Below are 12,798 nucleotides of genomic sequence, written 5' to 3' on the forward strand. Positions count from 1 at the left end.
CCTCTGCCTCCACGTTCCGCGGCTCGGATAAGCGTGGTGGCGCCAACGGTGGCCGCGTACGCCTTGCGCCTCAGAAGGACTGGGAAGCAAACGAGCCGGCCAAGCTGGCGAACGTGCTTTCTAAGCTGGAAGAGATTCAAAAAAGCTTCAATGCGAGTGCGAGCGGCGGCAAGAAGGTTTCGCTTGCCGATCTGATCGTGCTTGGCGGTTGCGCTGCTGTCGAGCAGGCGGCGAAGGATGGCGGGCACGCGATAGAAGTGCCTTTCACACCGGGCCGCACGGATGCTTCGCAGGAGCAGACTGACGCTGAGTCGTTCGAGCCGCTGGAGCCTGAGGCTGATGGCTTCCGCAACTATGCGAGGGCGAAGTATTCGGTACCCGCAGAGCAGATGCTGGTCGACAAGGCTCAGCTACTGACACTGACGGCTCCCGAGATGACCGCGCTCGTCGGTGGCCTTCGCGTGCTGGGCGCCAATCATGGGCAGAGTAAGAACGGCGTCTTCACCAAGACACCGGGCAAGCTCACCAACGACTTCTTCGTCAACGTGCTCGATATGGGCACGCAATGGAAGCCGACGTCGGGCGATGACCTGTTCGAAGGCCGTTGCTCCAAGACAGGTGCTCCGAAGTGGACCGGCACTCGCGTCGATCTGATTTTTGGTTCGAACTCGCAGTTGCGCGCGATCTCAGAGGTCTACGCTCAGGATGACGCGAAAGAAAAGTTCGTCAAAGACTTCGTGGCGGCTTGGACCAAAGTGATGAACGCCGATCGCTTCGATATCGCCTGACCACCGCGCGGCACTACAGTGCTACAAATTAGGTGAGGGCTCGTTCCGCTTTTTTTCGGAACGAGCCCTCTCTTGTTTCTGAGTGTGCATATGCGCCGTTATGGCGGTGTTTCGACACCAAGCCTCTGCAGAGCGTGGCGGGGCTTCACTTGCATGCCATTCGCCTTAAGCGAAAGCTTGTAACTCTCGATTGCGAGTGCCGTATCGCCGCGCCGTTCTGCAATTTCGCCTCGCGCCATAAGCGCGGGAACGTGGTCTGGCTTTATCTTCAAGGCTTCGGCGATCGCTTCATCCGATTTTTTCCGGTCGCCCGTCATGTCAAATGCCCGGGCAAGCCCGATAAGCGCTGCCGTATTCTTGGCGTCGATCTTGTTTGCGCGCTGATAGGCCAAGATGGCTTCCGGGAAGGCGCCCGAAGCAAAGAGATTGTCGCCTAATCGAATGAGCGCTCCAACATCATCGCTTTTTAGTTTGGCAACCTGCTCCCAATCTTTTGCGGCCTTGGAATACTGGCCATCCTCACTGTATGCCTCAGCGCGCCCTTCCAGGGCCGACACGTTGTCGGGCTCGGCAGCCAGCACAAGCGAGAAGTCCTCTGCGGCCTCGGCGAAATAGAAAAGCACAAGTTGCGCGCGCGCACGTCGCTCGTGGATGCGAATCTGTTGGGCGCTGTCGGGATTTGTGCTCATGAGAATACGTGAGCAAGCCCCGAGAGCCACATAAGCGTGCTCCTGCTGAAAGCAGTCTTTCTCCAGTTGTTCGAGTGTGTCTTGTGCGCGAGCGGTTGCGGTAGACAGGATCGTGGCCAGCGCAACTAGGACGTATGTTCTAGTTCTATCGGTCAATCGCAGCTCCTTCCGAATTGAAAGTTCAGATAAACACAGCGGCTCTGCGGGCAAAAATAGCAGCGAGTGTTCCAGCTTCGGACGCATTTTCGGCGGCCGCGTTACCCGCTTTCGCGCGCGCTGCGATGCCTTCAAAGATAATGGTCCAGCGGAACAACGCAAATGCTTTATGAAATTTGGTCAACTCGATTGGCTCACCCGCTGCAGCGTTGTAATCGGCAATGTATTCGTCGAGCGATGGAATGCCGAGACTGTCGATGTCGATGCCAATCAGACCGCCATATTCATCGCATGCAGTCAGCCAAGCAATTGCGTTATGGGCGACATCAGCCAGCGGATGTCCAAGTGTCGACAATTCCCAGTCCAGAACTGCGACGACGCGCGGCTCGGTCGGGTGAAACATAATATTGCCCGTGCGATAGTCGCCGTGAACCAGGCTCGTTCGGTCGTCGTCAGGGATGTGTTCCGGCAACCAGGCAATAAGCTTTTCCACGTTGGGGTCATTGCGTGTGCGCGATAATTCCCATTGCTTGCTCCAACGTGAGATCTGGCGCGCAAAATAGTTGCCCGGCTTTCCATAGTCGCCAAGACCAACGGCGTTGACGTCGACGGAATGGAATGCGGCAAGCGTTTGCGCCATGGCGCGGTACATTGCGCGCCGTTCGCTCTTGCTTACGTCGGGCAGGGTGCAGTCATGGAAGATGCGTCCGTCGACGCGCTCCATGACGTAGAAGGGTGTGCCGATGTGGGAGGGATCATTGCAATAAAGGATCGAAGGCGGCACTGGCACCGGCGTATCGGCAAGCGCGCTGATGATGCGGTATTCGCGATCGATGGCGTGTGCTGATGGCAGCAGTTTCCCCGGAGGCTGCTTGCGCATGACAAGACGGCGGTTGTCGAACGATACGAAATAGGTGGGGTTCGACTGTCCGCCCGAGATGGACTGCATACGCATGGCACCTTCAAGGCCAGGGATAGCCGCGCGCAGGTACGACTGAAGCGCAGCCGCGAATTCGGGAGCCGGGCTCTCTTGCATACTCATGCTTTCACCTCGGGATCGGCAACAGGCCAGCTCCAGAAATCCCATCCCTGCTTCTGGAGGGATCGATTAAGCACCATCTGGTGAACTTCGTCGGCGCCATCGACGAGGCGCGCCTGACGTGCGTAGCGATAGATCCATTCCAGGACGGTGTCTTTCGAGTAGCCGCGCGCGCCGTTGATCTGAATGGCTAGGTCCACGGCTTGATGGAGCGTGTTGGCGGCCTGGACCTTGGCCATGGAGACTTCCTTTTGTGCCTTTCCACCGCGGTCCAGTTCCCACGCGGCCTTCATGACGAGTAGCCTTGCGATCTCGATCGCCATAGCGGTCTTGCCCATCATGAGCTGAATGGATTCGCGGTCCGCGAGTTTTACCCCAAAGCCATAGCGTTCTGCCGCATAGCTTTGCGCAATCTCAAGACAGCGCTTGGATAGTCCCAGCCAGCGCATACAGTGGGTCAGTCGCGCAGGCCCAAGACGGATCTGCGTTGCACGCAAACCATCGCCTTCAGTCATCAGCACGTTATCGGGCGAGATCTGCAGGCCGTCGAATTCCATCTCGCAGTGGCCGCCGTGCTCTTCCGGGCCCATGATCGGAATGCGCCTGACAATGCTCCAGCCCGGCTGATCCTTATGAAAAAGAAAGGCGCTGAGACCACGTCGTGGGTCGTCCGAGGTGCGCGCGACGAGAATGAAATGGGAGGCTTCACCCGCACCGGTGATGAACCATTTGCGTCCGTAGATGCGATAAGAGCCATCGGGCTGCTTTTCTGCGCGCGTCAGCATCATGCCGGGATCCGAGCCGCCACCGGGATGCGGTTCGGTCATCGCAAAAGCGGAGCGGACTTCTCCTCTCACGATAGGGGCAAGCCACTTCTCTTTCTGTGCGGGCGTTCCTACCGCCTCAAGCAGCATCATGTTGCCGTCATCCGGGGCTGCCGAATTGAAGACGACCGGGCCGAAGATGGAGCGATTCATTTCTTCGTAGCACACCGCCATGCCGACGCGCCCGACACCCTTGCCGCCGGTCTCCGGCTTGAGCTGAAGACACCACAGCCCCTGCTCACGCGCCTTCGCCCGCAGCCTCGCGAGCACGTCGAGAGCGATGTTTTCGTGCTCGTCGTAGGAACTCGGTTCGCTTTCAAGCGTAAGAATTTCTGTTGCAACGAAAGTTGCGATGCGGCGGCGATAGTCTTCCAAAGAGGGAGGTATGGTGAAGTCCATGTCTGATCTCACAGTGAAGAAACGAGATGTCCGCCATCGACGACCAGCGATGAGCCGGTCATGTAGCGGGCGGCGTCGGAGCAGAGAAATAGAAGCGGACCTTCAAGGTCGGCGAGCGTGCCGAAGCGGCGTTGCGGAATGCGCTTGGTCAGGGCTTGGCCCACATCGCTCTCCAGAAAGTCGCGGTTGAGGTCGGTTTCGATATATCCAGGGCAGAGTGCGTTGATGCGAATTGAAAAGCGCGCCCACTCAAGCGCCATGCTCCTGGTCAATTGGACCAGCGCAGCTTTGGAGGCGGCATATGCCGCGACTTGTCCGGCAATGCGATGACCGAGTATCGAGGCCACGTTGACGATGTTTCCGCCGTTCCCTTGATCGCGCATGGTTCTTGCCGCCGCTTGCGCCACAAGAAATCCGCCTTTCAAGTTCGTATCGAAAATGCGGTCCCAGCCTGCTTCATCCTGGTCGATGAGTGGGATCGTTTGGGTGACGCCAGCGTTGTTGATCAAAATGTCGAGGCCGCCCAGTGCAGCCGCGGCCCGTTCCACCGCGCTCGAGACGTTATCGCTCGAGGACACGTCCATCGCCACGGCGACTGCTTTGCCGCCGCGAGAGCGAATGGAATCGCAAACGCTTTCGCAGGCCTTCAAATCGCGGGCAGCCACGGCAACGTATGCGCCAGAGGCGGCAAGAACGTGTGCAAAGTGCGCGCCCAATCCCTTTGAGGCGCCCGTGATCAGTGTGCGCCGATCACTAAGAGATATGACAAGGTCCTTCGTCATGCTTTCTTCCCATTTGCCCGCCAGTTGCGCTCCGCATCGTCCCAAGCGCCGAGAGGCTGCAGATCTGGGACCCATGCTAGCCCGGTCTTGCCGTCGGAAGATACAACCTCGGGCGTGACCACAAAGTCGATGAGCGCGGGGCGATTGGCGAGCGCGCGCGCGATGGCGGGGCCAATTTGGTCTTCTGTCTCGACGCGCTCAGCGTGCATACCAAGTGCACGCGCCATGCCTGCATAATCGGAAAACCGCAACCGGGTGCCGACAACCTTGCCATGAGTGACGGTCTGGTCGTGAACTTCGATGGCCCACGCTCCGTTGTTGGCAACTGCGAAAAGCACAGGCGCCTTATGGCGCACCGCAGTATCAAGTTCCATGGCGTTGAAGCCGAATGCGCCGTCGCCCGTTGCAACGAGGACCGTTTTATCGGGGCAAGCGAGGCTAGCCGCTACGCCGTAAGGCACGCCAACACCGATGCAGCCGAAGGGACCGGGGTCGAGCATCTGCGGTGCGCTGAGGCCGATGCGTGCGAAGGCGAGAAAGTCTCCGCCATCGGTGATAACAACCGAGTCTTCCGGGATCGCATCTTGCAGGGCCGAGATCACCTTATTGGGATGCAACCGCCCGTCCTTTCCGGGCTCAGCTGCGGCCATGCTCGATTTGAGTTTCGTCGCGCGCTTCTGGTGTTCGGCGCGCAGTTTCGCCGCCCAGGATTTGTCGAGCGTAGGTGCGCGATTGCCTGCGGCATCCACGACGGCTCGCAATGATGCTACGGGATTTGCGTAAATTTCGACGCTTCCGCGGCGGTTGTCGCGAACCTCGCCCGCCACGTCGCCGATGCGAACAAACTGCGCCGCGCCGAAAATGGCGGGTGAGCCAAAGCCAAGCTGGAAATCCAATCTGCGGCCGACGGTGAGAACAACATCGGCATCGCCCATCACCGCGCCCCGCATGGCGCTGACAACGCTGGGGTGGCTGTCGGCGATGAGGCCACGGCTCTCGCCGGTGTCGAGATACACGGCTCCCAGCTTGTCGAGTAGCGCGGTGAGTTCTGGTCCTGCTCCGCGCGCACCGCGACCGGAAATGACGAGAACGCGACGCGCCGACCACAGCACATCGACAGCTTTGGCAACGACGTTCGGATCGGGCAGGGCGATGGCGCGCGGCTTTGGCGCGAAGTGCTCTTCAAGCTGAAGTGGCTCGGGCACAAGCGCACGCATGGTGTCGGTGGGGAAGTCGATATACGCAGGGCCTGGCTCTCCGCCTTCGCCAAGGGCGCGGGAAATCGCTTCGTCAATCTCAGCTAACGCCAGTGACGCTTCGCGCACCGTTCGCGAATAGCGTGTGATGGAGCGCACGAGTTGGGGCTGGTCGAGGTCTTGCAATGCGCCGCGGTTTTCCTGTGGCCTTGTAACGGTGCCCGAAATGATCAGAACCGGCGCGCGCGAAACGTGCGCGTTGGCAATGCCGGTGATGGCATTGGTAAATCCCGGACCTGCAGTCACGAGAGCAACTCCAAGTTCGCCTGTCAGCTCAGTATGGGCTTGCGCCATATGCACCGCGCTGCGTTCGTCGCGAACGTCGATGATGCGTATTCCTTCCGCGTCGAGCCGCATCCATATCGGCATGATGTGTCCGCCGCACAAGGCGAATACATGCTTGACCCCGCGCGCCTTGAGCAGTCTGGCAACGACACCGGCAACGCTGTCTTGAGATATGTTCATTTGTCAAACTCCTTCACGGCGCCGATGGGCATTCCATCAGGCCAGCCATGCGATGATCAGCGACAATGTGAGTACTGAGATGAGGTGAGACGCAAGAATTGCGCCTGCGGTCGGTCCGGCATCAAGTCCGTAGGTCTTGGCGATCGTAAATGGCCCTGATCCGATCGGGAGGGAACTCAAAAGGACGGCTGAAGCCGACCAGACCTTTGGCATATCGAAGACAAATAATACCAAGCCTGTTGTCAACGCAGGCTGGAAGAGCAGCTTCAGAGAGACGAGCGTTCCCAAAGAACGCATGTCGGTTTGGCCTATGGGGATCTGCGCCAGAAATAGACCGATGCAAAAAAGGGCAGTTGGCGAGGCCGCAGCGCCGAGGAAACTCGCGAACCGTTCCAGGGGCGTCCAGAGCGGCATCCCGGTCACTCCGAAAGTCAATCCGAGGATGGGTGCGATGAACAGCGGGTTTCGCAAAAGCGCGCGTGCTGTCTTGCGCGCTATTTTTCCTCGTTCGTCTGCGGGTTGCACCCCTCGTTCGATCATGATCAGGCCAAAAAGAAAAAGAATGCAGGCGGTGAAGAGCGTCGCGATCACGGCCGGAGGCATGCTTTCCTGGCCAAGCGCAAGAAGGCAAAGCGGAATGCCCATGAAGCCCGTGTTTCCGTAAGCGCCGTCGAGAGCATCGAGGCTGGCATCGGCGAGTGGCTTGCCGCGCGCAGTCGCAATGAAATGACCCAAGGCATATGTGACGGCAATGCCAAGTCCGAAGGCGGCAGCAAATCCGTAATGACCAAGTTGTTCTGGTGTTACCTTGGACATAACCACGAAAATCAGAGCCGGAAGCGCGAAGTAGAAGGCGAAGCGATTGAGTGTGTCCGTTCCGTTCATGTCGAACATCTTTGCTCGTCCCGCCAGATAACCGACGAGAATGAGCGCGAAGATCGGCACGGTTGCGTTAAAGACGGCGGACATGATTAGGCGGCTTTATATCGAGGGCTGAGGGTTGGAAGGCGTCCGAAGGTTGACGTTGTGAGCAACGAGCCCCGTTACGTCTTTACGTCGGCGTAGCGTGTCTTGAGCTCACGATGGAGAATCTTTCCGGTCGCGTTTCGCGGCATCTGTGTATCCTCGATGAGCACGAACGCGCGGGGCCGCTTGTAGCCCGCCAGACGGGTCTTGACCCACGTGGCGAGGTCCTCATGCGTCAGCGTTGCGCCTTGGTGGGGCACGACGACGGCAAACACGCTCTCACCCCACTTCTCGTGCGGAACGCCGATAACGGCGACGTCCTTCACCTGCGGATGGGCTCCAAGCGCGGCCTCGACCTCGGATGGATATACGTTTTCACCGCCTGAGATGATCATGTTGCTCTTGCGGTCGACGAGGCGGATATATCCATCCTCGTCGCGCCGCGCCATGTCGCCGACGGTGCAATAGTCACCGCGAAACGCTTCTTTTGTCTTCTGCGGAAGATTCCAATAGCCGTCGAAGGTGTAGGGATTGCAGGAGTAGAGCTCTCCGGCTTCGCCATCGGGCACCTCCTCTCCGTCTTCGTTGAGGATCTTGATCGGGGCAGATCCGATGCACTCACGCCCGACCGAACCGAGCTTGTCGAACTGTTCATGGGGATGGAGCATGGTCACCCAGCCGGTTTCGGTGGAGCCGTAAAGCTCAAACAATCCGGAATTTCCGAACATCTCCATCACCGCGCGTTTGGTTTCGGCGCGTGCAGGCGCTGAGGAAATCATCAGCTTTGCAACGCGCGAGACATCGTGGCGTGCCTTTATCTGTTCGGAGAGTGCCAGCATCATGATGTAGTGGGTAGGAACGAGCGATGTGAACGTGGTTCCGCTTTGTGCAAGCGTGCGGACGCATTCTTCCGGATCGAAGCTCTTGCGCGAGTAAATCGTGGTGGTGGCGCCGCAGTAGGCAAACGCTCCGAAGAAATACAGCGAATTGGCATGGCACATCGGCATGACGAGGAGTGCGCCGTCCTCGCGTTGCAGACTGAGTTCAATGGATGTCACGAGCGCCATGGCAGCGGAACCGCGATGACTCCGAATGGCTCCCTTAGGGTTTCCCGTGGTGCCCGACGTATACATCAATGTCCACGGGTCACTCAGGCTGTGTTGCTGGTCCGGCTCACGAGCGCTGCCGCGTGAGAGCAGATCTTCGTAGTCACGAAAACCCGTTTGGCGTGAGTTGCCGAAGCAGATGATCCTGTCTTTGGGTATCGAGATGCCGCCGTCCATCTCCTCGACGACGCCTGCGAGTTCGTCCTGGACGATCAGCGCCGAAGCACCCGCATTCTCGGCGATGAAGGCGGCCTCTCTTGCCGTAAGGCGAAAGTTGATTGGCACGGCGACCAATCCGGCTTTTGCTGTTGCGGCGTAAATTTCCGCCCACTCCAAGCAGTTGTAGGCAAGAACGCCGACGCGTTCGCCCTTGCGCAGGCCAAGACCAAGAAGCGCATTGGCCAACTGGCATGCGCGCGCGTTCCATTGGCTGAACGTGAGCGAGCGTTCAAGATCGCGCGCACCGGCCTTATTGGGAAACAGGCGTGCGTGCGCGGTGAGCATCGCGCCGATGTTGAGAAGTTCCATCTTAGTTGAACTCCGGGTGCGGTTCGTCAGGCTTCATTTCAAAAATCCAGTGGAAAGGATCGGAAAGGCGGCGACCAAAGCGAGGCCGACAAATAGGGCGACGATGTAGGGAAGGATCTCGCGCATGCCTTTGTCGGGATGGACGCGCCCGATAGCGCAGGCGGCGTAGTAGCCGACGCCGAAGGGCGGGGCAAAAAGACCGAGTCCCATCGCAAGGACGACCACCATCGAATAGTGCACCGGATGGATGCCGAGCGATTTGGCAATCGGAAACAGCATCGGACCAAACAGCACGATCGCCGGAATTCCTTCGAGCACACTGCCAAGCACGATGAACGCCAGGATAGAGATCACTATGAAGCCCACCCCGCCGCCCGGGACGCGCGACATGGCGTCAGCAAGCTGGTGCGAGAAGCCAGACTGTGTCAGAGCCCAGGCCATCGCAGTCGCTGTTCCGATAATCAGAAGGATTGCACCGGAAAGCGAAGCGGTCTCGACGAGCAGCGTGCGAAGTCGTCCGAATTCGAAGCGGCGATAAAACACCAGGCCGACAAGAATGCAGTAGGCGATGCCCAGCGTGGAGACTTCTGTGGCGGTTGCGACGCCTTCTACGACGGCCGCCCGGATGACGAATGGCAATGCAATGGCCGGCGCGGCGATCAGCAACGCACGTCCAATCTCACGCGAGGTCGCGCGGCGAATGTGGCTCATGTCGTCATTGCGCGAACGCCAGAAGACAAGCAGACAGAGCATGGTTCCCAGCACGAGAGCCGGAACCAGACCGCCGCTGAACAGACTTGCAATGGAGACGCCAGTAACAGATCCAATGGTGATGAGGACGATGGACGGAGGAACTGTTTCGGTTTGGGCGCCGGTGGAAGAAAGAAGGGCAACAAGATCGCCTTCGCGCGCGCCGCGCTTTTTCATTTCCGGGAAGAGAACCGGTGCGATTGCCGCCATGTCGGCAACCTTGGAACCTGAGATTCCCGATACGAGATACATGCCGGCGATAAGGACGTAGTGAAGTCCGCCGCGCACGTGGCCGAGCAAGGACGCCAGGAAATCGACCATGGCCTTGGCCATTCCCGTCATCTCGACGATCTTTCCAAGGAACACGAAGAGCGGAATCGACAGAAGAATGAGGTGGCTCATGCCTTCCTCCATCCGCATCGGAATGATTGAAAGCGGCACCTGGGTCGTGAACGCGAGATAAGCGTACGTCGTCAGCGCGAATGAGAAGGCAATCGGAATGCCTGCCAGAATGCATACAGAAAGCGCAAGGATGAAGAAGACGATTAGATTTGCGTTGCCCAGACGATCCCAAAGAGGCGTAGCGAGCCAAATGGCCGCCAGTGCGCCTGCGATTAGCGCAAAAGCCAGACCCGGGCTCGGTCTACGCGCTATTTGAAACGCGCCGAAGACGAGCATCAGCGCGATGCCGGTAGGGATCGCTGCGATGCGCCATGAGTTCGGTATCTCCAGTGCCGGTGAGAGGATGACGTGCTCCTCGTGCGTGTAGGAAACCGCCGCGTAGATGATCAGCGCCAAAAAGACAATAGGGCCAGCGATGGCGAGCGTATCGAGGAACGCGCGGGGCTTTTCGCCAAGTCTGCTCAACGCGGCCGTCATGCGCATGTGTTCGCGCCGCCGGAAGGCGATTGCAGCGCCGAGCATGGCGAGCCAGAGAAACAGCACGGACGCGAGTTCATCGACCCAGGGCAGCGGATTGTGAAGCGCATAGCGCGCGCACACGCCAGCAAAGAGGATGACGATTTCGGCCGCGACAAGGATCGCCGCGGCTATTTCCACCATGGACCCCAGGGCGGATTCGATAGGTGAGGCGGTATGGCCGGCCTGCGCGTCCGGAGCGGTGTGGGTGTCTAGCAGATCCATCGCATTACCCCAGCCGTCCGGTGAATTTTTCAAGAAGGCTCCACGCCTGTTCTCCAAATCGCTCCCGTGACCGCGCGTAAAAGCCACTAGTGCGTAAAGCGGCTCTGAAGGCGCCGGGTTCAACGGTGGAAAATTGAAGGCCGTGGCTCTCCAACTCCTTGCGCAAAGTCGTATTGGCTTGTGCGATATCGGCGCGTTCGGCGAGGGCGGCCGCGTTGAGATGTTTGGCGAGCACGCCTTGAATGTCTTTCGGCAGCGCGTTCCAAACACGGTCGTTTGCGACCAGCCAGAAGCCGTCCCAGGCGTGATTGGTCAAAGAGCAGTACTTCTGCACCTCATAGAACTTCGCAATGCTGATCAGCGAGAGCGGGTTCTCCTGCCCGTCCGCGATGTGCGTCTGCAGGGACGAGTAGGCTTCGTTGAGCGGAATGCTCACGGGCGCGGCTTGCAGTGCTTTGAACATCGTCACCCACAACGGCACGACGGGAACGCGGATTTTGAAGCTGATCAGGTCTTGCGGAGAGAGGATGGGCTTCGTGCTCGTGGTGATTTGCCTAAAGCCGTTGTCCCATGCCGCCTCGAAGGGATGCAGGTGCGCACTGGAGAGTTGGGAACGCAGATGCTGGCCGAGCGCGCCATCCATCGACGCCCAGACGTCGTCGTAATTGGTGTAGGCAAAGCCGATACCCGGCAGTGCCATCACCGGAACCAATGTCGACATCACGGTTCCCGGGAACGTCGCCATCTCCAGCGCGCCCGACCGGACTTGCGACAGCATGTTGGGATCGCCCCCTAAGTGGTTGTTGGGGAACAATTCGATGAGAATAGCGCCCTGGGTTTCAGCCTGAATGGCGGCGACGGCTTCGCGCAGGCGCACGTTTACGGGATGGGCCGGCGGCAGGTCGTTGCCGAGCTTCAATCGGACGGCAGAGGGGTTCGCGCGGAGTTGCCCAACAAAGCGGCGACGCAATAGGCGCCAACACCTGAAACTGCCTGTCTGCGGCTTAACCCGTTCAAATCACACCTCTTTAGCGCAGGAAGCTGGCGGACCCTCGGAAAGGGATAAGCAACCTTATTCTGAATTCAGAATTCAAGCAAGTGAATTCTGAATTCAGAATGCGCTTGTGTGGAGAGGGCGTCGCTACTATTATCTTGCCAATGCCCGCCAGCCATGGAGGCCCGCCGTGAAGCCGCTTGCAGCCCAGCCTAGTCTTGTCGAACAGGTGTACGAGCAAATTCTCTCCGAGATCATCGGCGGACGGCTGGAGGACAATCCACGGCTGATTCAGGATGACTTGGCAAAGACTCTCGGCGTCTCGCGACAGCCTGTGCAGCAGGCTCTGTTGTTGTTGCGCAACCAAGGCTTCTTGCGGGATGCGCCGGGCCGCGGATTGGTGGTCGCGCCAATTGATGCCGATTTCGTGCGCGACCTGTTTGAGGTTCGTGCTGCAACGGAGGCTCTGGCGTGCAGGCTCGCAGCGGATAGAGGCTGCGATGAAGCAGCAAAGTTAGGCGCCAAGTTTATCGAAGACGGTCGCAAGGCCGAAGCCGAAGGCTCCGTTCCCAAGTTGATCGCCGCCGATAAGCGGTTTCACGAATTTCTCTATGAGATCTCCGGTAACGGCTTGATCAAGGACATGATGCAACCCTATTGGGCGCATCTGCGCCGCTTGATGGGCGAGGTGCTGTTGAAAGATGAGACACCAAGGAAAATTTGGGATCAGCACGAGGCAATCCTCGCGGCCGTCATCAGTGGAAATGGTGCTAAAGCGGAGGAACTGGCGCGCGCGCACATCGCCAATGCGGCAACGGTCTTCATAGAGCGGATGGCGAATTCGGAACACAGATCGGCTGCGCGCCGGCGTGCGGTTTGAATTCGCGCTACAAATAGAAATCCAAGACATTAG

At 58.9% G+C, this 12,798-nt stretch carries 11 protein-coding genes; 2 read left to right on the top strand and 9 right to left on the bottom strand.

Annotation, left to right across the window (positions count from 1 at the left end; genetic code table 11):
• Positions 1-788: peroxidase family protein (locus R3D51_13850; GenBank protein ID MEZ5900562.1), on the top strand; the 788-nt coding region annotated here is incomplete at its 5' end.
• 98 nt (positions 789-886) lie between these two features.
• Here the strand turns inward: R3D51_13850 and R3D51_13855 are convergent.
• The 9 genes from R3D51_13855 to R3D51_13895 form a co-directional block, all read right to left on the bottom strand.
• Entirely contained in the window at positions 887-1,633 is a 747-nt protein-coding gene (locus tag R3D51_13855) for a tetratricopeptide repeat protein (GenBank protein ID MEZ5900563.1), read from the bottom strand.
• 25 nt (positions 1,634-1,658) lie between these two features.
• Positions 1,659-2,675, bottom strand: coding sequence for a phosphotransferase family protein (locus R3D51_13860; GenBank protein ID MEZ5900564.1), 1,017 nt, complete (start codon positions 2,673-2,675; stop codon positions 1,659-1,661).
• On the bottom strand, positions 2,672-3,895 hold the full coding sequence (locus tag R3D51_13865; GenBank protein ID MEZ5900565.1) for an acyl-CoA dehydrogenase family protein: 1,224 nt from the start codon (positions 3,893-3,895) through the stop codon (positions 2,672-2,674). Before R3D51_13865 ends, R3D51_13860 begins: the two co-directional genes overlap by 4 nt.
• A gap of 8 nt (positions 3,896-3,903) precedes the next feature.
• Complete coding sequence (locus tag R3D51_13870; GenBank protein MEZ5900566.1) at positions 3,904-4,677, bottom strand: glucose 1-dehydrogenase; 774 nt, start codon at positions 4,675-4,677, stop codon at positions 3,904-3,906.
• The gene (locus tag R3D51_13875; GenBank protein ID MEZ5900567.1) at positions 4,674-6,398 is read right to left on the bottom strand and encodes a thiamine pyrophosphate-binding protein; all 1,725 of its coding nucleotides are present in this window, start codon (positions 6,396-6,398) and stop codon (positions 4,674-4,676) included. The genes R3D51_13870 and R3D51_13875 overlap by 4 nt, the downstream gene beginning before the upstream one ends.
• Before the next feature lie 36 nt (positions 6,399-6,434).
• Positions 6,435-7,367 carry an AEC family transporter gene (locus R3D51_13880; GenBank protein MEZ5900568.1) on the bottom strand — a complete coding sequence of 311 codons (933 nt, stop codon included), beginning with the start codon at positions 7,365-7,367 and terminating at the stop codon, positions 6,435-6,437.
• A gap of 74 nt (positions 7,368-7,441) precedes the next feature.
• Positions 7,442-8,998 (bottom strand): class I adenylate-forming enzyme family protein, encoded by a 1,557-nt coding sequence (locus R3D51_13885; GenBank protein MEZ5900569.1) that lies wholly within the window; start codon positions 8,996-8,998, stop codon positions 7,442-7,444.
• Positions 8,999-9,031: 33 nt separating this feature from the next.
• Entirely contained in the window at positions 9,032-10,891 is a 1,860-nt protein-coding gene (locus R3D51_13890) for a TRAP transporter large permease subunit (protein MEZ5900570.1), read from the bottom strand.
• A 4-nt stretch (positions 10,892-10,895) separates the two neighbouring features.
• Complete coding sequence (locus R3D51_13895) at positions 10,896-11,810, bottom strand: TRAP transporter substrate-binding protein (GenBank protein MEZ5900571.1); 915 nt, start codon at positions 11,808-11,810, stop codon at positions 10,896-10,898.
• 265 nt (positions 11,811-12,075) lie between these two features.
• On the opposite strand from R3D51_13895, the gene R3D51_13900 reads away from it, so the two are divergent.
• The gene (locus R3D51_13900) at positions 12,076-12,765 is read left to right on the top strand and encodes a GntR family transcriptional regulator (GenBank protein MEZ5900572.1); all 690 of its coding nucleotides are present in this window, start codon (positions 12,076-12,078) and stop codon (positions 12,763-12,765) included.
• Positions 12,766-12,798: the final 33 nt, after the last annotated feature.

The organism is Hyphomicrobiaceae bacterium, from assembly GCA_041397645.1.
Lineage (GTDB): Bacteria > Pseudomonadota > Alphaproteobacteria > Rhizobiales > Hyphomicrobiaceae > Hyphomicrobium_B.